At 70.1% G+C, this 20,649-nt stretch carries 19 protein-coding genes and 1 pseudogene; 16 read left to right on the top strand and 4 right to left on the bottom strand.

The features are described 5' to 3' along the window. Window position 1: 1 nt before the first annotated feature. Window positions 2–787: a DeoR/GlpR family DNA-binding transcription regulator gene (locus tag KV106_RS33950; RefSeq protein WP_057592256.1), complete on the bottom strand. Its 786-nt coding sequence runs from the start codon at window positions 785–787 to the stop codon at window positions 2–4. Between the two features lie 157 nt (window positions 788–944). Between KV106_RS33950 and glpD the strand changes: the two genes are divergently transcribed. The 16 genes from glpD (at window position 945) to KV106_RS33870 (ending at window position 16,379) form a co-directional block, all read left to right on the top strand. Then, window positions 945–2,639, top strand: coding sequence for a glycerol-3-phosphate dehydrogenase (gene glpD / locus KV106_RS33945; protein WP_261216021.1), 1,695 nt, complete (start codon window positions 945–947; stop codon window positions 2,637–2,639). After that, a complete protein-coding gene (locus tag KV106_RS33940; RefSeq protein WP_261216019.1) occupies window positions 2,639–3,712 on the top strand; it encodes an ABC transporter ATP-binding protein in 1,074 nt (357 codons plus the stop codon). Before glpD ends, KV106_RS33940 begins: the two co-directional genes overlap by 1 nt. 1 nt (window position 3,713) lies before the next feature. Further along, window positions 3,714–4,784, top strand: a complete 1,071-nt coding sequence (locus KV106_RS33935) for an ABC transporter ATP-binding protein (RefSeq protein WP_057592253.1) — start codon at window positions 3,714–3,716, stop codon at window positions 4,782–4,784. Beyond that, complete coding sequence (locus KV106_RS33930; RefSeq protein ID WP_057592252.1) at window positions 4,781–5,671, top strand: carbohydrate ABC transporter permease; 891 nt, start codon at window positions 4,781–4,783, stop codon at window positions 5,669–5,671. Before KV106_RS33935 ends, KV106_RS33930 begins: the two co-directional genes overlap by 4 nt. After that, the gene (locus KV106_RS33925; protein WP_019656045.1) at window positions 5,668–6,480 is read left to right on the top strand and encodes a carbohydrate ABC transporter permease; all 813 of its coding nucleotides are present in this window, start codon (window positions 5,668–5,670) and stop codon (window positions 6,478–6,480) included. Before KV106_RS33930 ends, KV106_RS33925 begins: the two co-directional genes overlap by 4 nt. Window positions 6,481–6,493: 13 nt before the next feature. Further along, entirely contained in the window at window positions 6,494–6,802 is a 309-nt protein-coding gene (locus tag KV106_RS33920; RefSeq protein ID WP_057592251.1) for a DUF2160 domain-containing protein, read from the top strand. Between the two features lie 101 nt (window positions 6,803–6,903). Further along, on the top strand, window positions 6,904–8,634 hold the full coding sequence (locus KV106_RS33915; RefSeq protein ID WP_057592250.1) for an ABC transporter substrate-binding protein: 1,731 nt from the start codon (window positions 6,904–6,906) through the stop codon (window positions 8,632–8,634). Window positions 8,635–8,888: 254 nt separating this feature from the next. Then, the gene (locus tag KV106_RS33910) at window positions 8,889–9,884 is read left to right on the top strand and encodes a dialkylrecorsinol condensing enzyme (protein WP_261216008.1); all 996 of its coding nucleotides are present in this window, start codon (window positions 8,889–8,891) and stop codon (window positions 9,882–9,884) included. Continuing rightward, window positions 9,874–11,016, top strand: coding sequence for a beta-ketoacyl-ACP synthase III (locus KV106_RS33905; protein ID WP_261216006.1), 1,143 nt, complete (start codon window positions 9,874–9,876; stop codon window positions 11,014–11,016). Before KV106_RS33910 ends, KV106_RS33905 begins: the two co-directional genes overlap by 11 nt. Window positions 11,017–11,048: 32 nt before the next feature. Further along, complete coding sequence (locus tag KV106_RS33900) at window positions 11,049–11,444, top strand: DarG family dialkylresorcinol biosynthesis protein (protein WP_261216004.1); 396 nt, start codon at window positions 11,049–11,051, stop codon at window positions 11,442–11,444. Next, the gene (gene darH / locus KV106_RS33895) at window positions 11,441–12,454 is read left to right on the top strand and encodes a BtrH-related acyltransferase DarH (protein WP_261216002.1); all 1,014 of its coding nucleotides are present in this window, start codon (window positions 11,441–11,443) and stop codon (window positions 12,452–12,454) included. Before KV106_RS33900 ends, darH begins: the two co-directional genes overlap by 4 nt. Then, window positions 12,454–13,362: an ABC transporter ATP-binding protein gene (locus tag KV106_RS33890; RefSeq protein WP_261216000.1), complete on the top strand. Its 909-nt coding sequence runs from the start codon at window positions 12,454–12,456 to the stop codon at window positions 13,360–13,362. Before darH ends, KV106_RS33890 begins: the two co-directional genes overlap by 1 nt. Window positions 13,363–13,368: 6 nt before the next feature. Further along, window positions 13,369–14,526: an ABC transporter permease gene (locus tag KV106_RS33885; protein WP_261215998.1), complete on the top strand. Its 1,158-nt coding sequence runs from the start codon at window positions 13,369–13,371 to the stop codon at window positions 14,524–14,526. Beyond that, the gene (locus KV106_RS33880; RefSeq protein WP_057592243.1) at window positions 14,523–14,795 is read left to right on the top strand and encodes an acyl carrier protein; all 273 of its coding nucleotides are present in this window, start codon (window positions 14,523–14,525) and stop codon (window positions 14,793–14,795) included. The genes KV106_RS33885 and KV106_RS33880 overlap by 4 nt, the downstream gene beginning before the upstream one ends. A gap of 7 nt (window positions 14,796–14,802) precedes the next feature. Beyond that, complete coding sequence (locus tag KV106_RS33875) at window positions 14,803–15,891, top strand: beta-ketoacyl synthase N-terminal-like domain-containing protein (RefSeq protein ID WP_261215996.1); 1,089 nt, start codon at window positions 14,803–14,805, stop codon at window positions 15,889–15,891. Beyond that, the gene (locus tag KV106_RS33870) at window positions 15,888–16,379 is read left to right on the top strand and encodes a hypothetical protein (protein WP_261215994.1); all 492 of its coding nucleotides are present in this window, start codon (window positions 15,888–15,890) and stop codon (window positions 16,377–16,379) included. The genes KV106_RS33875 and KV106_RS33870 overlap by 4 nt, the downstream gene beginning before the upstream one ends. Before the next feature lie 16 nt (window positions 16,380–16,395). Here KV106_RS33870 and KV106_RS33865 read toward each other — a convergent pair whose 3' ends face one another. The 3 genes and pseudogenes from KV106_RS33865 to KV106_RS33855 all read right to left on the bottom strand — a co-directional run bounded on the left by KV106_RS33865 (window position 16,396) and on the right by KV106_RS33855 (window position 20,402). Further along, window positions 16,396–17,037: an HD domain-containing protein gene (locus KV106_RS33865; RefSeq protein ID WP_261215992.1), complete on the bottom strand. Its 642-nt coding sequence runs from the start codon at window positions 17,035–17,037 to the stop codon at window positions 16,396–16,398. Between the two features lie 191 nt (window positions 17,038–17,228). Continuing rightward, window positions 17,229–18,314: pseudogene (gene mltB / locus KV106_RS33860) on the bottom strand (lytic murein transglycosylase B); the annotation flags it as partial. Between the two features lie 57 nt (window positions 18,315–18,371). Then, window positions 18,372–20,402 carry a transglutaminase TgpA family protein gene (locus KV106_RS33855; RefSeq protein ID WP_261215990.1) on the bottom strand — a complete coding sequence of 677 codons (2,031 nt, stop codon included), beginning with the start codon at window positions 20,400–20,402 and terminating at the stop codon, window positions 18,372–18,374. Between the last annotated feature and the right edge of the window lie 247 nt (window positions 20,403–20,649).

The following is a 20,649-nucleotide window of genomic DNA, read 5'->3' as shown; positions in this document are numbered from 1 at the left end:
GTCATTCCTTCGGGGTCTGATGGGGCCGGGCGATCTCGAGCCGCACCTGCGCGTCGCGCAGCAGCGTCGGGAAGGGATCGGGCGGTTCCGCATCGGTGAAGAGGCGGTCGATCTGGGACAGGGTTCCGAGCTGGATCATGGCGGGGCGGTTGAACTTGCTCGCGTCGGCCGCGAGCCAGACCTCGCGCGCCTGCGCGATGATGGTCTGCGCCACCTTCACCTCGCGCAGGTCGAAGTCGCGCAGCGAGCCGTCGGACTCGATGCTCGACACGCCGATCAGCGCGATGTCCACCTTGAACTGCCGGATGAAATCGATCGTGGCCTCGCCCACGACCGCGCGGTCGCGCGCGCGCACCGAACCGCCCGCCACGATCACCTCGCACTGGCTGTTGCCGCTCAGGATGGTCGCCACGTTCAGGTTGTTGGTGATCACGCGCAGGCCGGTGTGGCGCATCAGCGCCTTCGCGATCGCCTCGGTGGTGGTGCCGATGTTGAGGATCAGCGAGCAGTCGTTCGGCACCAGTTCGGCCACGCGCCGCGCGATGCGCGCCTTGCCGTCGGCATGCAGCGTCTCGCGCTGCTGGTAGCCGATGTTCTCGGTGGTCGAGCTCGGCACGCGCACGCCGCCATGGAAGCGGGTCAAAAGGCCTTCGTCGGCCAGCCGCTGCACGTCGCGCCGCACCGTCTGCAGGGTCACGCCGAGCATGTCGGCGAGCTGCTCGACCGTGACCGAACCGCGGGCGCGCACGGTGTCGAGGAGATTGATCTGGCGGGGGTTGGAATTCACTGAGTGGGGGCGAAAACGAATGGAAGTAAGCCGAGAGTACGCAAAAAAACGCGCCGGGGCCGTTGCCGGAGCGCCCGATGCGTCACTTTATAGAACGAAAAAAAACGAACATTCATCAGGGAAAACTCGGGGGAAAATCGCGCCATAAGGAACTCAAGTGAAAAAAACCGAAAATACAATGGCCGCCTTCGGTGACTTCGGTCATGCATCGCAACAACAAAAGACGGGCGAAAGGACGGGTGGCATTCCAGTGAGCGATCTCTCCCAGAATCCGCCGGCACCGGCCACCGACTGCGATGTGCTGATCGTCGGCGGCGGCATCAACGGCTGCGGCATCGCGCGCGATCTCGCGGGCCGCGGCTGGCGCGTGGTGCTGTGCGAGAAGGACGACCTCGCCTCCCACACCTCCTCGTCGTCGACCAAGCTGATCCACGGCGGGCTGCGCTACCTCGAGTACTACGAGTTCTCGCTGGTGCGCAAGGCGCTGCAGGAGCGCGAGGTGCTGCTCAAGAGCGCGCCGCACATCATGTGGCCGCTGCGCTTCGTGATGCCGCACGACCCCTCGATGCGCCCGGCCTGGATGATCCGCATCGGCCTGTTCCTCTACGACCACCTCGCCAAACGCGAGGTGCTGCCGGCCTCGCGCGGCGTGGACCTGCGCACCCATGCCGCGGGCGCGCCGCTCAAGCCGCAGTTCAAGCGCGGCTTCGTCTATTCGGACGGCTGGGTCGACGACGCTCGGCTGGTGGTGCTCAATGCGCTCGATGCGCGCGCGCGCGGCGCCGAGGTGCTCACGCGCACCCGCTGCGTGCATGCGCGGCGCGAGGCCGACGGCTGGACCGCGGTGCTCGAGGGCCCCGACGGCACGCACCGCACGGTGCGCGCCCGCGCGGTCGTGAACGCCGCCGGGCCCTGGGCCGAATCCTTCCTGCGCGGCGTGGCGAAGCCCGCCCACGGCGAGGCGCTGGCCACCAAGAGCCTGCGCCTCGTGAAGGGCAGCCACATCGTGGTGCCGCGCGTGTTCGCGCACGACCACGCCTACATCTTCCAGAACCCCGACAAGCGGATCATCTTCGCGATCCCCTACCAGGACGACTTCACGCTGATCGGCACCACCGACATCGAGCTGCACGGCGACGACCCGGGCGCGGCGCGCATCGCCGACGAGGAGGTCGAGTACCTCTGCACCCAGGCCAGCCGCTATTTCGAGAAGCCGATCGCGCCGAGCGACGTGGTGTGGACCTACTCGGGCGTGCGCCCGCTGCTCGACGATGCCTCGGGCGATCCGTCGGCGGTCACGCGCGACTACATGCTCGAGTCGAACACCGCCGCCGCGCCGCTGCTGTCGGTGTGGGGCGGAAAGATCACCACCTTCCGCAAGCTGGCCGAGGACGCCGCCGACGAGGTCGGCCGCATGCTGGGCCAGCCGAACAGCCAGCGCCCGGCCTGGACCGAGGGCGCCTTCCTCGCGGGCGGCGACCTGTCGGCCTGGATCGGCGCGGCGCAGCGGCCCGACGGCGATTTCGAACGTTTCCTGGCCGCCGTGCAGCAACGCCACGGCTGGCTCGACGCGAAGCTCGCGCGGCGCCTCGCGCGTGCCTACGGCGCGCGCATCGGCGAGCTGCTCGGCGATGCCGCATCGATGGCCGACCTCGGCGCCGAGGTGGCGCCCGGCCTGCACGAGCGCGAGCTGCGCTTCCTGCAACGCGACGAATGGGTGGTGAGCGCCGACGACGTGCTGTGGCGCCGTTCCAAGCTCGGGCTGCGCTACACGCCGCAGCAACGTCGGCAGGTGGCCGACTGGCTGGATGCGCATCGCGGAAGGGTGGACATGCAAGGGAGGGAAGGCTGATGCAGCTGTCACTGGAGCGCGTGACCAAGAAGGTCGGCGCGCAAACCTGGCTCTACGAGCAGAGCATCGCGCCGAAGAGCGGCGCGGTGACCGTGCTGCTCGGCGCCACGCAGGCCGGCAAGACCAGCCTGATGCGGCTGATGGCCGGCCTCGACACGCCCACCGAGGGCCGCGTGCTGGTCGACGGCCAGGACGTCACCGGCATGCTGGTGCGCGAACGCAACGTGGCGATGGTCTATCAGCAGTTCATCAACTATCCCTCGCTGAAGGTGGCCGACAACATCGCCTCGCCGCTCAAGCTGCGCGGCGAATCGAACATCGACGCCCGCGTGCGCGCGCTGGCCGACAAGCTGCATATCGGCATGTTCCTCGACCGCTATCCGCAGGAGCTCTCGGGCGGCCAGCAGCAGCGCGTGGCGCTGGCGCGCGCGCTGGCCAAGAACGCGCCGCTGATGCTGCTCGACGAGCCGCTGGTGAACCTCGACTACAAGCTGCGCGAAGGCCTGCGCGAGGAACTCACGCAGCTGTTCGCGGCCGGCGACTCGACCGTGATCTACGCCACCACCGAGCCCGGCGAGGCGCTGCTGCTCGGCGGCCACACCGCGGTGATGGATGCCGGCGAGCTGCTGCAGTACGGCCCGACCGCCGAGGTGTTCCATGCGCCGCGGTCGCTGCGCGTGGCGCGCGCCTTCAGCGATCCGCCGATGAACCTGCTGGCCGGCACCGCCGCCGCGGGCAGCGTGCAACTGGCCGGCGGGCCGGCGCTGGCGCTCGCGCTGCCCGAGTCGGTGGCGGGCGCGGTCACCATCGGGCTGCGCGCGAGCGCGCTCGACGTGGAAGCGGGCGAGGGCGACATCGCGCTGCCCGGCACCGTGGAGCTGGCCGAGATCTCGGGCTCCGACACCTTCGTGCACGTGGAGACCGCGGTCGGCGAACTGGTGGCGCAGCTCACCGGCGTGCACCGCTTCGAGCTGGGGGCCTCGATCACGCTGTACTTCAGCGCGGCGCGGGCCTATGTGTTCGATGCCGGCGAGAAGCTGGCGCGCGCGCCGGCATGGCGCAAAGGAAACTGAGATGGCCCGCATCGACCTCGACCTGGCCCACGCCTACCGCCCGAACCCGACGCAGGACAGCGACTATGCGCTGCTGCCGCTCACGATGAGCTTTCGCGACGGCGGCGCCTACGCCTTGCTCGGCCCCTCGGGCTGCGGCAAGACCACCATGCTCAACATCGTCTCGGGCCTGCTCGTGCCTTCGCAGGGCACGGTCAGGTTCGACGGCCGCGACGTGACGCAGGCCACGCCGCAGGAACGCAACATCGCGCAGGTGTTCCAGTTCCCGGTGATCTACGACACGATGACCGTGGCCGAGAACCTCGCGTTCCCGCTGCGCAACCGCAAGATGCCGGCCGACCAGATCAGGAAGCGCGTCGGCGAGATCGCCGAGATGCTCGACATGAGCGGCCAGCTCGACCAGCGCGCCGCGGGCCTCGCGGCCGACGCCAAGCAGAAGATCTCGCTGGGCCGCGGCCTGGTGCGCAGCGACGTGTCGGCGGTGCTGTTCGACGAGCCGCTGACCGTGATCGATCCGCACCTCAAGTGGCAGCTGCGGCGCAAGCTCAAGCAGATCCACCGCGAGCTCAAGCTCACGCTGATCTACGTCACGCACGACCAGGTGGAGGCGCTGACCTTCGCCGAGGAGGTGGTGGTGATGACGCGCGGCAAGGCAGTGCAGGTGGGCAGCGCCGACGCGCTGTTCGAGCGCCCGGCCCACACCTTCGTCGGCCACTTCATCGGTTCGCCGGGCATGAACTTCCTGGCCGCGAAGAGCGCTCACGGCACCATCGAGGTGGCGGGCACGCCGCTGGTGCCCACGCGCGAACTGCCGGCGGGCGAACTCAAGATCGGCATCCGCCCCGAGTACCTGCGGCTGGCCCCGGCCGGTGCCGGCGGCGCCGTGCCCGCGACGGTGGCGCAGGTGCAGGACGTGGGCACCTACACGATGGTGAGCGCCCATGCGGACGGCAGCCCGCTCAAGGTGCGCCTGCATCCCGACGAGCAGCCGCCCGCGGTGGGCGACACGGTGTGGCTGCGCGTGCTGGACGCGCACACCTGCTACTACAAGGACGAGGAGCTGGTGGCATGAGCACCATCAACAAGCCCATTAACCAGAAGGCCTGGTGGCTCGTGCTGCCGGTGCTGGTCTGCGTGGCCTTCTCGGCCATCGTGCCGCTGATGACGGTGGTGAACTACTCGGTGCAGGACATCATCTCGCCCGAGCGCCGCGTCTTCGTCGGCACCGAGTGGTTCGCCGCCGTGATGCGCGACGACGAGCTGCATCAGGCGCTGTGGCGCCAGCTCGGCTTCTCGCTCGCGGTGCTGCTGGTCGAGATCCCGCTGGGCATCGCGCTCGCGCTGTCGATGCCGGCCAAGGGCTGGAAGTCCTCGGCCGTGCTGGTGGTGGTCGCGCTCTCGCTGCTGATTCCCTGGAACGTGGTCGGCACCATCTGGCAGATCTACGGCCGCGCCGACATCGGCCTGCTGGGCCACGCGCTGCAGAAGCTCGGCGTGGACTACAACTACACCGGCAGCGCCACCGACGCCTGGCTCACGGTGCTGGTGATGGACGTGTGGCACTGGACGCCGCTGGTGGCGCTGCTGTGCTATGCCGGCCTGCGCTCGATCCCCGATGCCTACTACCAGGCCGCGCGCATCGACGGCGCCAGCAAGTTCGCGGTGTTCCGCTACATCCAGCTGCCCAAGATGCGCGGCGTGCTGATGATCGCGGTGCTGCTGCGCTTCATGGACAGCTTCATGATCTACACCGAGCCCTTCGTGCTGACGGGCGGCGGGCCGGGCAATGCCACCACCTTCCTGAGCCAGTACCTGACGCAGAAGGCCGTGGGCCAGTTCGACCTGGGGCCGGCGGCGGCGTTCTCGCTGATCTATTTCCTCATCATCCTGCTGCTGTGCTTCGTGCTCTACAACTGGATGCAGCGGGTGGGTACGCAGGAAGCGGAGGTCGAGCGATGAACGAGAAACGGTTCCACAAGCGCAGCATCTTCCTGGTGCTGTACATCCTGTTCGCGCTGTTGCCCATCTACTGGATGATCAACATGAGCTTCAAGACGAACGAGGAGATCCTCTCGAGCTTCTCGTTCTTCCCGCAGCAGCTCACCTGGGCCAACTACGCGCGCATCTTCACCGACGAGTCGTGGTACTCGGGCTACATCAACAGCCTGATCTACGTGGCGATCAACACGGTGATCTCGCTGACGGTGGCGCTGCCGGCGGCCTATGCCTTCTCGCGCTATTCCTTCCTCGGCGACAAGCACGTGTTCTTCTGGCTGCTCACGAACCGCATGACGCCGCCCGCGGTGTTCCTGCTGCCGTTCTTCCAGCTCTACAGCACGGTCGGCCTGATGGACACGCACCTGGGCGTGGCGCTCGCGCACCTGCTGTTCAACGTGCCGCTCGCGGTCTGGATCCTCGAGGGCTTCATGAGCGGCATCCCGCGCGAGATCGACGAGACCGCCTACATCGACGGCTACTCGTTCCCGCGCTTCTTCCTCACCATCTTCCTGCCGCTGATCAAGGCTGGCGTGGGCGTGGCCGCCTTCTTCTGCTTCATGTTCAGCTGGGTCGAGCTGCTGCTGGCGCGCACGCTCACGAGCGTGAATGCCAAGCCGATCGTGGCGACGATGACGCGCACCGTGAGCGCCTCGGGCATGGACTGGGCGACCCTGGCGGCGGCCGGCGTGCTGACCATCGTGCCGGGCGCGATCGTGATCTGGTTCGTGCGTCACTACATCGCAAAAGGCTTTGCGATGGGTCGCGTCTGAGGAGACAACAGAGATGTTCGACTGGATGGTCTGGACCACCCCGGTGGCCGTGTTCTTCATCTGCATCGTGCTCATGCTGGCCGGCATGACGCTGTGGGAGCTCAAGTCGCCGACCACGCTGCGCCGCGGCTGGCTGCCGATCGCCACCACGCGCGGCGACCGGCTGTTCATCGGCCTGCTGTCGGCGGCCTACGTCAACCTGGCCTTCGTCGGCCTGGCCGACAAGTTCCAGGCCTGGTTCAGCCTCGAGGCCGAGCCCTCGGTCTGGATCAGCTTCGTGCTGTCGATGCTGCTGCTCGCGCTGATCCTGCGCAAGGGCTGAACGCGGCACGCTCTCTTCTTTCCACAACGAATCCGGCTCTCCGCCTCCCCGGAGCCGCGATCGACAAAACCGGGGAAGCAATCAACCGAGGAGACACGTTCATGAAGATGCGCTACACAGCGTTGGCGTTGGCGGCTGCGATGTTCGCCGCGCACGGTGCGTCGGCCGGGGAGGCCGAGGCCAAGAAATGGATCGACAGCGAGTTCCAGCCCTCGACCTTGTCCAAGGACAAGCAGATGGACGAGATGAAGTGGTTCATCGAGGCCGCGAAGAAGCTGCAGGCCAAGGGCGTGAAGGAGATCTCGGTGGTCTCCGAGACCCTGACCACCCATGAATACGAGTCGAAGACGCTGGCCAAGGCCTTCGAGGAGATCACCGGCATCAAGGTCAAGCACGACCTGATCCAGGAAGGCGACGTGGTCGAGAAGCTGCAGACCTCGATGCAGTCGGGCAAGTCGATCTACGACGGCTGGGTCTCCGACTCCGACCTGATCGGCACCCACTACCGCTACGGCAAGATCATGTCGCTGACCGAGTACATGGGCGGCGCGGGCAAGGAGTTCACCAACCCCGGCCTCGACCTCAAGGACTTCATCGGCACCAGCTTCACGACCGCGCCCGACGGCCAGCTCTATCAGCTGCCCGACCAGCAGTTCGCCAACCTCTACTGGTTCCGCGCCGACCTGTTCGCGCGCAAGGACCTGCAGGACAAGTTCAAGGCCAAGTACGGCTACGACCTGGGCGTGCCGCTGAACTGGAGCGCCTATGAAGACATCGCCGAGTTCTTCAGCACCGACGTGAAGACCATCGACGGCAAGCCGATCTACGGCCACATGGACTACGGCAAGAAGGACCCGTCGCTCGGCTGGCGCTTCACCGATGCCTGGCTGTCGATGGCCGGCGCGGCCGACAAGGGCATTCCGAACGGCATGCCGATCGACGAATGGGGCATCCGCGTGGCGGCCGACAAGTGCACGCCGACCGGCGCCTCCGTGGCGCGCGGCGGCGCCACCAATTCGCCGGCCGCCGTGTACGCGCTCACCAAGTACATCGACTGGATGAAGAAGTACGCGCCCAAGGAGGCCATGGGCATGACCTTCGGCGAATCGGGCCCGGTGCCCGCGCAGGGCCAGATCGCGCAGCAGATCTTCTGGTACACGGCCTTCACCGCCGACATGACCAAGAAGGGCCTGCCGGTCGTCAACGACGACGGTTCGCCCAAGTGGCGCATGGCCCCCGGCCCGAACGGCCCGTACTGGAAGCAGGGCATGCAGAACGGCTATCAGGACGTGGGCTCGTGGACCTTCTTCAAGGGCCACGACGCCAACAAGACGGCAGCGGCCTGGCTCTACGCGCAGTTCATCACCGCCAAGACCACCTCGCTGAAGAAGTCGATCACCGGCCTGACCTTCATCCGCGACAGCGACATCCGCTCGGACTACTTCACGCAGAACGCCAACAAGTACGGTGGCCTGATCGAGTTCTACCGCAGCCCGGCGCGCGTGGCCTGGACCCCGACCGGCACCAACGTGCCCGACTATCCGAAGCTCGCGCAGCTGTGGTGGAAGAACGTGGCCGAGGCCGTGACGGGCGAGAAGACGCCGCAGAAGGCGATGGACAACCTGGCCGACGAGATGGACAACGTGATGGCCCGCCTCGAGCGCGCCGGCATGGCCAAGTGCGCGCCCAAGCTCAATCCCAAGGGCGACCCGGCCAAGTACCTGAGCGACGACCACGCGCCGTGGAAGAAGCTGGCCAACGAGAAGCCCAAGGGCGAGACCATCGACTACAACAAGCTGCTGACGGCCTGGAAGGAAGGCAAGGTTCGCTGATCCCGCAGGGAGGCATCCCGACCGCCGCCGACGCGACCGGCCGGACGGTCGTGGGGATGCCGGGACGGCACATGCAGGGCCGCGCCGCGAGGTGCGGCCCTTTTTTTGCGTGCATGCACCCGGGCGTGGCCCTGGCTACGAGATCTCGTAACCGCGCGTTGCCCGTTCGCCGCATCCTTTCGATGCATGACCTATGGCAGATGCGCGATGCCGGGGCTTCGCGTACATTCGACGGCCCTTCGAACCGCCCACCCGTGAATTCCAGCTTGTCCAGCCCTTTCGAGGCCGTCGCGCCGACCATCGCCAAGCGCGTGCTCGTGATCCACTATTCGCAGACCGGCCAGCTCGGCAGCGTCGCCGAGCGGATCGTGGCGCCGCTGCGCGACGACCCCGCGATCGCGGTGCACGTGGAGACGCTGCGGCCGGTGCGGCCCTTTCCGTTCCCCTGGGGCTTCATCCGCTTCTTCGACGCCTTCCCCGAGACCGCGCACATGAAGCCGCCCGCGCTGCAGCCGCTGGCGCTCACGGGCGAGGAGGACTTCGACCTCGTGATCCTGCCCTACCAGGTGTGGTTCCTCGCGCCCTCGCAGCCGATCACGGCCTTCCTCAAGCACCCGGTGGCGGCGCGCCTGCTCCAGGGCAAGCCCGTGGTCACGGTGATCGCCTGCCGCAACATGTGGCACCTCGCGCACCAGAAGCTCGAGGGCCTGCTGGCCGCCATCGACGCGCGGCTGATCGACAACGTGGTGCTGACCGATCCGGGCCCCACGCTCGCCACCTTCTTCACCACCCCGGCCTGGCTGGTCTGGGGCCGCAAGCGCGGCTTCTGGGGCATGCCCGATGCGGGCCTCGAGCCGGGCCAGATCGCGCGCACCGTGCGCTTCGGCCGCGCGCTGCGCGATGCGCTGCACCAGGGGCTCGAGCGCGGCACCGCGCCGCTGCTCGCGGGGCTGGGCGCGGTCAACGCCAATGCGCGGCTCCTGGTCAGCGAGAAGGCCGGCACGCGCAGCTTCTTCCTCTGGGGCAAGCTCTTGATGGCCGCCGGCGGCCCCGGGGCCTGGCAGCGCAAGCCGCTGCTGGTGCTCTACGTGCTGTTCCTGCTCGCGCTGATCGTCACCGTGGTCCCGGTGAGCCTCACGCTGCAGGCGCTGCTGCGCCCTCTGCTGCGTGGGTGGCTGACTAGAATGACCGCCCATTTCGAGCGGCCCTCCGGCTCGGCCACGGACCGTTCCCATCTCTATGACGACTGATGTCTTCCTGACCCGTACCGCCGCCTTCCTGCCTTTTGCTCCGGTCAGCAACGAAGACATCGAAGAAGTCCTGGGCCGCGTCGGCGACCGGGTGTCGCGTGCGCGACGCCTGATCCTGCGCAGCAACGGCATCCAGTCGCGCCACTACGCGATCGACCGCGCGACCGGCCTGCAGGCCATGAGCAATGCCGAGCTCACCGCCGCGGCGATCCGCGGGCTCGGCACGCCCGAGGAACTGGGGCGCATCGACTGCCTCGTCACCGGCACCTCGATGCCCGACCAGCTGATGCCCAACCACGCGGTGATGGTGCACGGCGAGCTCGGCTGGCCGCGGCTCGAGGTGGTGGCCTGCGCTGGCATCTGCCTGGCCGGCGCCACCGCGCTCAAGCACGCCTGGCTCTCGGTGCGCGCGGGCGATGCCGAGCGCGCCGTGGCCACCGGCTCGGAACTGGCCTCGCCGCTGATGCGCGGCTCGCGCTTCGAAGCCGAGATCGCGCACCGCGTCGACCTGCTCGAGACGAATCCCGAGATCGCGTTCGAGAAGGACTTCCTGCGCTGGATGCTGTCGGACGGCGCGGGCGCGGTGCTGCTGGAGCGCGCGCCGCGCGGGCCGCTGTCGCTCAAGGTCGAATGGATCGATCTCTCCTCGGCCGCGCACGAGCTGCCGGTGTGCATGTATGCCGGCGCCGACCGCACCGCCGACGGCAGCCTCACCGGCTGGGCCCGCACCGCGCCGAGCGACTGGCACCGCGACTCCACCTTCGCGATCAAGCAGGACGTGCGGCTGCTCAACGAGAACATCGTGCGCGCCACGCTCGGCGAGCCGCTCGCGGCCATCGTCGAGAAGCGCGGCCTGCGGCCCGATGACGTCGACTGGTTCCTGCCGCATCTGTCGTCGAGCTACTTCATGGAACCGGTGGCGCGCTGCCTCGAGCAGATGGGCTTCGCGATTCCGCGCGAGCGCTGGTTCAGCAACCTGGTGCGCAAGGGCAACACCGGTTCCGCCTCGCCCTACATCATGCTCGACGAGCTGTTCCGCTCGGGCCGCATCCGGCTCGGCCACAAGCTGCTGATGTTCGTGCCCGAGAGCGGCCGCTTCTCGAGCGGCTTCATCTACCTCGAGGCCGTCTGACACGAAGCCGATGGCGAAGGAGAGACGCTGACATGGACCTCGACGCAGTTCCCCAGGAAGGCAACGCCACGCTCGCGGGCCACGCCAAGCTGATGTACGCGCGCGATGCGCAGGGCCGCGTGGTCACGACCACCTCGCGCGGCTGGGAGGCCGAGGAGATCGTCACCACCCATGCGGTCGACGCGCTGGTGGCGCAGGCCGCGACCGCGCGCGAGCGCGTGGCGGCCGGCCTGGCCTCGCCGCTCGAATACTGGATGTACGACCGCCGCATGGACGTGGCGCTGCTGTCGCAGACCAGCGGCTTCTGGCAATGGCGCGTGCGGCGCCACCTGCGGCCGCGGCACTTCGCGGCGCTCTCCGGGGACCAGCTCGCGCGCTATGCGCAGGCGCTGGGCCTGTCCGTCGCCGCGCTCAAGGAACTGCCATGAATGCCATCGCCGCACCGGTCGCCGAAGCCGGCTTTCGCCACAGCCAGGCCGCCCATTGCGAGAGCGGCGTGATCTCGAGCCTGATGCGCCACCACGGCGTGCCCGCGATGACCGAGAGCATGGCGCTGGGCCTGTCCTCGGGCCTGTCGTTCGCCTACCTGCCGTTCATCAAGCTCTCGGGCCTGCCGCTGATCTCCTACCGCATGCCGCCGCGCGCGATGATCAAGGGCCTGCTCGCGCCGATGGCCGCGCGCTTTTGCTTCGAGACCTTCAGAAGCCCCGAGGACGGCCAGCGCCGGCTCGACGCGCTGCTCGCCGACGGCCACCTCGTGGGCCTGCAGACCTCGGTCTACTGGCTGCCGTACTTCCCGCCCAACATGCGCTTCCACTTCAATGCGCACAACCTGCTGGTCTACGGCAAGGAGGGCGACGAGTACCTGATCAGCGACCCGGTGTTCGAGGAGCCGGTGCGCTGCGCCAGCGCCGACCTGGCGCGCGCGCGCTTCGCCAAGGGCGTGCTCGCGCCCAAGGGACTCATGTACTACCCGCAGGCGATCGAGCGCAAGGCGGTCGACGCGGGCGCGGTGCGCAAGGCGATCCTGAAGACGGTGCGCAACATGCTCGCGCCGGTGCCCATCGTCGGCGTGCGCGGCATGCGCACCCTGGCCGGCCGCATCGCGAAGCTCGCGCCCGCCGATCCGCGCACCGTGGCCTTCATCGGCCACCTGGTGCGCATGCAGGAGGAGATCGGCACCGGCGGTGCCGGCTTCCGCTTCATCTACGCGGCCTTCCTGCAGGAGGCCGCGGCACTGCTCGGCAAGCCGCAGTTGCTGCAGTTGTCCGACCGCCTCACGGCCATCGGCGACGACTGGCGCGCCTTCGCGCTCAAGGCCGCGCGCATGGTCAAGGGGCGCGAGGAGGTCGATCCGGCGAAGCTCGCGGCGCTGCTGCGCGAGCAGGCGCAGCGCGAGCAAAGCTTCTTCCGCGACCTCAAGGCCGCCGTGTCCTGATGCTCGAACTGCAGGGGCTGAGCCACCGCTACCCGCACGCCCAGGCGAACGCGCTCGACGCGGTGTCGCTGGCCGTGCCGCGCGGCTGCGTGCTCGGCCTGCTCGGGCCCAACGGCGCGGGCAAGACCACGCTGATCTCGCACCTGTCGGGCGCGCTCGCGGTGCAGTTGGGCCAGATCCGCATCGATGGCGTGCCGCTCGCGCAGGTGCGCGCGCAGGCGCCCACGCGCATCGCGGTGGCACCGCAGGACCATGCCTTCTATCCGATGCTCACCGTGGCCGAGAACCTGGCCTGCTTCGCCGCCGCGGGCCGGCTCGCGGGCGCGCGCAAGCGCGAGCGCATCGCGGCCTGCCTGGCGTTCGCGCAGCTCGAGGCCTTCGCGGGCACGCGCGCCGAGCGGCTCTCGGGCGGCCTCAAGCGCCGGCTCAACCTCGCGATCGCTCTCTTGCCCGAGCCCGAGCTGATGCTGTTCGACGAGCCCACCGTCGGCGTCGATCCGCAGTCGCGCGCCTTCGTGCTCGACGCCATCAAGGGCCTGGCGCGCGCGGGCGCGGCGGTGATCTATGCCTCGCACTACATGGAGGAGATCGAGGCCATCGCCGACCGCGTGGCGATCCTCGACCACGGCCGGGTGCTGCGCGAGGGCTCGCTCGAGGAACTGCTGTCGAAGAACGCGATGCTGCTCACGCTGGCGGCCGACGGGCTCGATGCGCAAATGCTCTCGCGCTTCGGCACGGTGGAGCAGGGTGGCGTGCACTGGCGCATCCACCTGCATCCGGGCACCGGCCCGGCCCCGGTGCTGGCCGCGCTCGAGGTCGCGGGCATCGAGGTGCGCCATGCCGAGTTCGGCCGCCACGACCTCGAGCAGCTGTTCATGGCGCTCACCCACCGTTCGCTGCGGGACTGAGGACCGATGCTCGGGGCCCTGATCAAGAAGGAACTGCTCGCGCTGCGGCGCGACATGCACGGCCTGGCCGCGCTGTTCCTGATGCCGATGATCTTCATCGTGCTGATGTCGCTCACGCTCAAGGACATCTACCGACCGCCGCTGGCCGCGCTGAACTACGCGGTCGACGTGCGCGACGACGGCACGCCCGCGCAGTGGCTGCTGCAGCTGTGGCGCAAGGCGCATGGCGCGCCCGAGCCGCTGGGCGCCGACTGGCAGGCGCGGCTGCGCCGCGGCGAGCTCAAGTACGTGATCGTGCTGCAGCCGGGGCTGTCGGACGAGCTCGAGTCGGTGGCGCTCTCGACGCGCCCCTACGTCCAGCTGCTGACCGAGCCCGGCATCGACAGCAACCTGCACAACGCGCTGCGCGCCGAGCTGGTCGGCGCCTCGGGCGAGCTCAAGGCGCGGCTCGCGCTGCAGGTGCCGGGCACCGCGGGGCCGGCGCAGGGTGCGTCGATCCAGGCGCTGGTGCAGGCCGAGCGCTTCGCGAGCAGCGGGCCGCGGCCGACCTCGGTGCAGCAGAACGTGCCGGCCTGGCTGGTGTTCGGCATGTTCTTCGTGGTGGCCTCGCTCTCGAGCCTGCTGGTGCAGGAGCGCGGCTCGGGCGCGCTGGGCCGGCTGCAGAGCCTGGGCGTGTCGCGCGCCATGCTGCTGGCCTCGAAGGCCTTGCCCTATCTCGCGGTGAACGCGGTGCAGGCCGCGCTGATGCTGGCCGCGGGCATCTGGCTGATGCCGCTGATCGGCGGCGATGCGCTCTCGCTCGCGGGCATCGACTGGGGCGCGTTGCTGGTCGCGCTCGGCGCGGTGAGCCTCGCGGCCGTGAGCCTCTCGCTGGCGTTGGCCTGCGCGGTGCGCAGCCATGCGCAGGCCGCCACCATCGGGCCGATGGTCAACGTGCTGATGGCGGCCGCGGGCGGGATCATGGTGCCCAAGTTCGTGATGCCGGGCTTCATGCAGCGGCTGGTCGAGCTCTCGCCGATGAACTGGGGCCTCGAGGCCCTGCTGACCGTGCTGCTGCGCGGCGGCGGCATGGCCGACACGCTGCCGCAGGTCGGGCGGCTGGTGGTGTTCGCGGCCGCCATGTTCGCACTCGCGGTCTTTCTCTTTCGCAGGCGCACGCCATGAACCCCGTCACTCCCGAATTCATCGCCCGGCTCAAGACGCTGGTGCTCGAAGCCGTCGAGAAGGAGCCGCCGCCCGGCGGCCTGTCGGACGACGAGGCCCTGTTCGGCCCCGAGGCGCGGCTGGACCTCGACTCGCTCGATGCGCTGCAGGTGTCGATGGCGATCCAGCAGGCCTTCGGCGTGCGCATGCCCGACAGCAAGGAGACGCGCCGCGCGCTGAGCTCGGTCGCGCACCTGGCCGAGCACCTGCTGCGCGAGCAGAAGGCATGACCGCGCGATGAGGGCGGTGTACCTCGGCGGCGTGGGGCTGGCCTGCGTGCTGGGCGACGATCTGGACGCGGCGCTCGCCACCCTGCGCGCGGGCGGCGTGCGGCCCGTGCCGGTGGCCGTGTCGGCGCAGGCGCGGTGGCCCGTCTACAAGCTGTCGCCCACCGACGGTGGCTGGGACGAACGCGTGCGCCGGCGCGTGCGCGCGGTGGTGGCGCAGGCCGATCGCGCGGGCGGCGCGGTGTCGCGCGACGCGCCGCTGTTCGTCGCCTCGTCCTCGCTCGACATCGGCCACATGGAGCACGAGAAGGACGACCGCCGGCTCGGCGGCGACCTGCTCGACTTCGCCGAGATCGTGGCCGGCGCGCTCGCCTGGCGCGGCCCCGTCTTCACCGTGTCGACGGCCTGCACCTCGGCGCTCAACGCGATCCTCGCGGCCTCGGAGCTGCTGCGCGGCGGCGGGGCCGAGGAGGCGCTGGTGCTCGGCGCCGAGCCCGACAACCGCTTCACCGTGGCGGGCTTCGGCGCGATGCAGCTGCTGTCGCCCGAGGGCGCGCGGCCCTTCGGCGCCGGCCGCGACGGGCTGGTGCTCGGCGAGGCCTTCGCGGCGCTGCAGCTGCGCACGCGGCCCGCGCGCTGGCGCATCGCGGGCGGCGCGAACATCGTCGACGGCAGCAATCCCGCGGGCAACGAGGCGGGCGCGGTGCGCGCCGTGTGCGGGGCCGCGCTCGCGCAGGCCGGGCTGCGGCCGCGCGACATCGGCCTGGTCAAGGTGCAGGCCGCGGGCAGCCCCGGCAACGACGCGGTGGAGGCGCAGGCGCTGCGCGCGCTGTTCGATCCGCTGCCGCCGCTGGTGTCGTTCAAGACCGCGATCGGCCACACGCTCGGCGCCTCGGGCGCGGCCGAGCTGGCCTTGCTGACCGGCTGCATCGCGCACGGCGCCTGGCCGGTGGCGACGCATGCGCCCGACGCGGCGCTGGGCCTGGCGCTGAGTGCCTCGGCGCCGCGCGGACTGCGGCATGTGCTGTTCAACGTGCTGGGCTTCGGCGGCGGCCATGCGGCGCTGGTGCTCGAGGATGCGGGGGAGGGCGCGCCATGATCGAGGGCTGGCGCGTCGTCGCGCATGTCGGTGCCGACCCCTTGGCCGAAGACTGGCACGCGCAACTGGTGCAGCGGCTCGGCTACCGGCCGCGCCGCGTCGGCGCCTGGACCGAGCTCGCGATGCATGGCGCGCTGCGCTGCATCGACGCCGCCGGCGAGGCCGCGCTGCCGGCCGGTGCGCGCCTGCGCGTCGGCAGCCGGCGCGGACCCTGGGCCGCGACCTGCACCGGGCTCGAGCAGCTCGATGCGGGGCTCACCATGCCCTTCACCTTCATGCAGAGCCAGCCCGCGCTGGCGCTGGCCGAGGTCGGCCGCTGCCTGGGCTGGCGCGGCGACGGCAGCTTCGTGCTGAACCGCGATGCGGCGCAACTGCTGCGGCTGGTGGTGCACGGCGCGGGGGCTGACGGCCTGCTGCTGGGCCAGGTCGAGGAGGCCGGCGGCGCCTTGCCGATGCGCTCGGAATGGTGGCGGCTGCTGCCGGCCTGAGAGACCGGCGGCGCGCTCAGTCCGCGATCGACCGGCGCAGGTTCTCGCGCGCGCGGACCTCGAGCAGGGCGTGCATGCGCGGCGTGGCGTAGATCGCCTCGCGGTCGAGGAAGCGTTGCAGGATCGCGCGCCGGCGCGGCAGGCGGATCTCGAGCGGCACGAAGGCGTATTCACGCCCGACCTGCTCTTCGTACTCGTCGAAGCGCGCGCGCTCGGCGCCGAGGATCGAGAGGTCGATGTCGATCAGCAGCTCGGCATCGCGGCCTTCGGGCACGGCATCGTGGCGCGTGGCCATCACGAGGTCGTGCACGCGCTGCGCCACGTCCTCGCCGGCCTCGAAGCTGCGCAGCGCCTCGAGCGCCCAGGCGGCGCTGCGTGCCTCGTTGTCGTGCGCATGCACGTCGTAGATCGCGTCGTGGAACCACAGCGCCAGCGCCACCTCGCCGGGCCGTTGCGCGGCGGCCTGCTCGCGCTCGAACCAGGCCAGGCATTCGCCGAGGTGCTGCAGCGTGTGGTAGTGGCGCTGCGGCTCGGCGTAGCGGCGCTGCAGCGCGTCGCACAGCGCATCGCGCTCGGGCGTGCCGGGTTGCGCGATGCCGAGCGCGCGCCAGGCGGCGTGCCAATTGGCCCGCAGGGCCGCGCTCGACAGGGGCGTCATTGCGGCAGCGGCATCGGCTGCCGCGGCGAGGAAGCGGGCGGCAACGGTTGCGGGACCGTCGGCTCGGTCGGCGTCGATTGCAGGGGCAGCGGCATCGGTTGCGCATCGAGCCTCGGCTGCGAGCGCAGCGGCGGCTGGTACTGCGGCGCGGGGGGCGGCGCCAGCACCGGCTGCGGCGCCGGCGCATAGCCCATCGCCGCCTTGACCTCGTTGCCGAGGTCGAGCACCGACATCGCGTAGTAGCTGCTCCAGTTGTAGCGCGTGATCACGTAGAAGTTGCGCGTGCCTGCCACGTAGGTCGGCGCGGCACCCGCGCCGTTCTGCAGTTCGATCAGCGCGAGCAGGCCGCGATGGCGCTGGCCCTCGCCATCGAGCACCGCGCCCGCGGCCACGAAGCTGTCGGCGCTGAAGCTCGGCAGGATGTCGGGTGCCAGCAGGATGTCCTTGCGCAGCCGCGACTCGTCGAAGCGCACCGGGTAGATCGCGGGCATGCCCGGCTGCCAGCCGAAGGCCTTGAAATAGCTGGCCACCGAGCCGATCACGTCGGCCGTGTTGTTGACCAGGTCGATGCGGCCGTCGCCGTCGAAGTCGACCGCGTACTTGGCGATGCTGCTCGGCATGAACTGCGGCATGCCCATCGCGCCCGCGTAGCTGCCCAGCGGCACCATCGGATCGTCGGCGGTGCGGCTCTCGGTGCTCAGGAAGCTCTCGAGTTCGCCGCGGAAGAAGGCCTGCCGTTCGGCCGCGCGAGGATGGCCCTGCGGGAAGTCGAAGGCCAGGGTGGCGAGCGCATCGATGACGCGGAAGTTGCCCATGTTGCGGCCGTAGATGGTCTCCACGCCCACGATGCCCACGACGATCTCGGGCGGCACGCCGTAGGTGGCCTCGGCGCGCGCCAGCAGGTCGGCATTGGCGCGCCAGAAGCGCACGCCCGCGGCGATGCGCGTGGCATCGATGAACCGGCTGCGGTAGACCTGCCAGTTCTTCACCGTGCCCACCGGTCCCGGCAGCATCAGCCGCGGCACGTTGGGCAGGAAGCGCGCGCCGCCGATGGTGGCGCGCACCCATTGGCGGTCCAGGCCCCGGCGCGCCGCGACCTCGTCGGCGAAGCGCATCGCGTCGTCGCGCGTGGCGTAGGGCGTGCTGCCGACCACGGCCTTGACTGCCGGGCGGGGCTGGGCCGCGGCCTGCGTGGCGAGGCCGGCGGCGCAGGCAGCGAAGAGGGCGAGGGCGGCGGCGCGGACCGGCTGGCGCCGCGGGGAGAGGGAGGATCGCATCGGCCGATTGTGCCGCCCGGCCACGCGCGGGCCGGCGGGCGACACATGTGGTTGCGTTCAGCCGGGCTGCAGCAGTGCGGGCCCGGCCTTGCGCGCGGGCCATGGCAGGCGGCGGAACTCGGCGCGCAGCGCGGCCAGCGTCCCGGGGCCGGCCGGTGCATAGCGCTGGGCTTCGAGCTTCAGCAGCCAGTCGCGCAGCGGCGCGCTTTCATCGGTGCCGAAGAAGGCCTCGGCCAGCGCCGCCATCTGGCGCGGCGGCGCGGTGTCGGGCACGGCGAGGCCGGCTTTCGCGAGCCGCGCGCGCGCTCGGCCGAGCAGGCGCAGCCAGGGATCGTGCTGGCTGCGTTCCCACAGCGTCCAGAGCGCGCCGGCCAGGCTCGCGCCCACCAGCAGGTAGAGCAGCACGTAGGCCAGGTCCTCGAGGCTCGGCGCCTCGAAGCCGATGTTCTTCAACAGGTCGAGCTGGCGGCTCTGCGTGTAGTTGAGCACCCACTGGTTCCAGCCGTTGTTGACGGCCTCCCAGGCCGCGCGCAGGTTCTGCGCGAAGGTCGGGCTCATCGCGATGACCGCGCCCGCGAACAGGCCCGGCGGCTGCACGAGCCGCATCGACTGGCCGACCCGTCCCGGCGCCACCGCGCCCGTGGGGTCGACGCGCACCCAGCCCTTGCCGGCTTCCCAGACCTCGGCCCAGGCGTGGGCATCGCTCTGGCGCAGCACCCAGTAGTTGTCGATGCCGTTGAGTTCGCCGCCCTGGTAGCCCGTGACGATGCGCGCCGGCACGTTCATGCCGCGCATCAGCACCACGAAGGCCGAGGCGATGTGCTCGCAGAAGCCTTCCTTGCGGTCGAACCAGAACTCGTCGGCGGTGTCGTTGCCGTAGACGCCGGGCTCGAGCGTGTAGCTGTAGCCGCCGGTGCGCAGCCGCCGCAGCACCGCCTGCACCAGCGCGGGCGTGGCGGCGCCGGCCAGCGCCGGGTCGGCGAGCATCTCGCGCGCGAGCGCCGCGGTGCGCGGGTTCGACGCGGGCGGCAGCGCGAGGTAGGCGCGCAGGCTGTTGGCGCTGGCGACCGGGCCGCTCTCGAAGCGCGTGTAGCTCTGGGCGCGGTAGCGCACAAGGTCCGACAGAGGCCGGTTCACGAACCATTGCAGGTCCGAACTGCCCGTGACCTCGTAGCCCGGCAGCGCGGGCGCGCGCGGCGCGGCGTCGAGCGTGAGCAGCCACGGGCGGTTGCTGGGCTCGAGCGTGACCTCGTAGCCCAGCGGCTCGCCGCTGGTGCGCAGCTCGGAGCCGCCCGCGCCGCGGCGCCAGGATGGCAGCGCGGTCCACTCGCGGCCATCGAACTGCGCGAGCACCGGGCCGCGGAAATAGAGCTGGCTCTGCGGCGGCGCGCGGTCGCCGTCGAACTTGATGCGTGCCGCCACGCGGCCGTCGAGCGCGAGCTCGGCGATGGTGCCCACGCGCATCGTGTTCGACAGCCCGCTGCGCCCGGCCATCGCGTCCGTCGGCGTGCCCCACAGCGGCGCGAAGCGCGGGAACAGCAGGAACAGCGCGAACATGATCGGCGCGCCCGCGAGCGCCATCCAGCCCGCGGTGCGCGCGGCCTGTGCGAGCGGCGGCCGGCCCACCGGCATGTGGGCATTGACCAGCGCGGTCAAGAGGCCCAGCAGCGCGAGCAGCATCATGGCCGCGGTGGCGAGCGACTGCGAGTAGAAGAAGTTCGTGAGCATCGCGAAGAAGCCCAGGAAGAAGACGACGAAGGCGTCGCGGCGCGCGCGCAGTTCGAGCGTCTTGAGCGCGAGCAGGATCACGACCAGGGTGACGCCGGCGTCGCGGCCGAGCAGGGTGCGGTGGGTGGCGAAGGTGGCGGCGACTGTCACCACGAGCAGGGCGATGCGCCACCAGCGGGAGGGGAGGGGGCGGGATTGGACGGCGAGGGTGCCGCGCCAGATCAGGACTGCTGTGGTGAGGGTGGTGCACCACCAGGGGAGGGTGTCTGCCTGGGGGAGGATGATGAGGGCTATGACTGCCAGGAGAAAGAGGGTGTCTCTTGCGTCTCTTGGCAATGTGGCCATCGTGAGCTTCTTCATTGGGAGCTCTTCTTTTTTAGGCTGTTGGCCGGGACTCGCCCCGGCGGGCGAGTCACTTTCTTTTGCTTCGCCAAAAGAAAGTAACCAAAGAAAAGGCGACCCACTGTCTGCGACCCCTTCGCTTCGCTACGGGGCAACCTGCGGTGCTCGCGTTTCGCGGGGTCTCGCAGAACTCGCTCCGCTGCGCTGCGCTCAGACAGCTGCGAGCCCTTATCCGCGAAACGCTGCGCTCCTCGGCGCAGCCAGA

The sequence above is a fragment of the Variovorax endophyticus genome (assembly GCF_025376855.1).
Lineage (GTDB): Bacteria > Pseudomonadota > Gammaproteobacteria > Burkholderiales > Burkholderiaceae_C > Variovorax.
Note: the sequence above shows the minus strand (reverse complement) of the source record. Positions and strands in the feature narration are given on the sequence as shown.

Coding starts and splice junctions, on each gene's coding strand:
- KV106_RS33940 (WP_261216019.1), top strand. CDS start 2,639: ATGCAGCTGTCACTGGAGCGCGTGACCAAGAAGGTCGGCGCGCAAACC.
- KV106_RS33935 (WP_057592253.1), top strand. CDS start 3,714: ATGGCCCGCATCGACCTCGACCTGGCCCACGCCTACCGCCCGAACCCG.
- KV106_RS33930 (WP_057592252.1), top strand. CDS start 4,781: ATGAGCACCATCAACAAGCCCATTAACCAGAAGGCCTGGTGGCTCGTG.
- KV106_RS33925 (WP_019656045.1), top strand. CDS start 5,668: ATGAACGAGAAACGGTTCCACAAGCGCAGCATCTTCCTGGTGCTGTAC.
- KV106_RS33920 (WP_057592251.1), top strand. CDS start 6,494: ATGTTCGACTGGATGGTCTGGACCACCCCGGTGGCCGTGTTCTTCATC.
- KV106_RS33915 (WP_057592250.1), top strand. CDS start 6,904: ATGAAGATGCGCTACACAGCGTTGGCGTTGGCGGCTGCGATGTTCGCC.
- KV106_RS33905 (WP_261216006.1), top strand. CDS start 9,874: ATGACGACTGATGTCTTCCTGACCCGTACCGCCGCCTTCCTGCCTTTT.
- KV106_RS33900 (WP_261216004.1), top strand. CDS start 11,049: ATGGACCTCGACGCAGTTCCCCAGGAAGGCAACGCCACGCTCGCGGGC.
- darH (WP_261216002.1), top strand. CDS start 11,441: ATGAATGCCATCGCCGCACCGGTCGCCGAAGCCGGCTTTCGCCACAGC.
- KV106_RS33890 (WP_261216000.1), top strand. CDS start 12,454: ATGCTCGAACTGCAGGGGCTGAGCCACCGCTACCCGCACGCCCAGGCG.
- KV106_RS33885 (WP_261215998.1), top strand. CDS start 13,369: ATGCTCGGGGCCCTGATCAAGAAGGAACTGCTCGCGCTGCGGCGCGAC.
- KV106_RS33880 (WP_057592243.1), top strand. CDS start 14,523: ATGAACCCCGTCACTCCCGAATTCATCGCCCGGCTCAAGACGCTGGTG.
- KV106_RS33875 (WP_261215996.1), top strand. CDS start 14,803: ATGAGGGCGGTGTACCTCGGCGGCGTGGGGCTGGCCTGCGTGCTGGGC.
- KV106_RS33870 (WP_261215994.1), top strand. CDS start 15,888: ATGATCGAGGGCTGGCGCGTCGTCGCGCATGTCGGTGCCGACCCCTTG.
- KV106_RS33865 (WP_261215992.1), bottom strand. CDS start 17,037: ATGACGCCCCTGTCGAGCGCGGCCCTGCGGGCCAATTGGCACGCCGCC.
- KV106_RS33855 (WP_261215990.1), bottom strand. CDS start 20,402: ATGAAGAAGCTCACGATGGCCACATTGCCAAGAGACGCAAGAGACACC.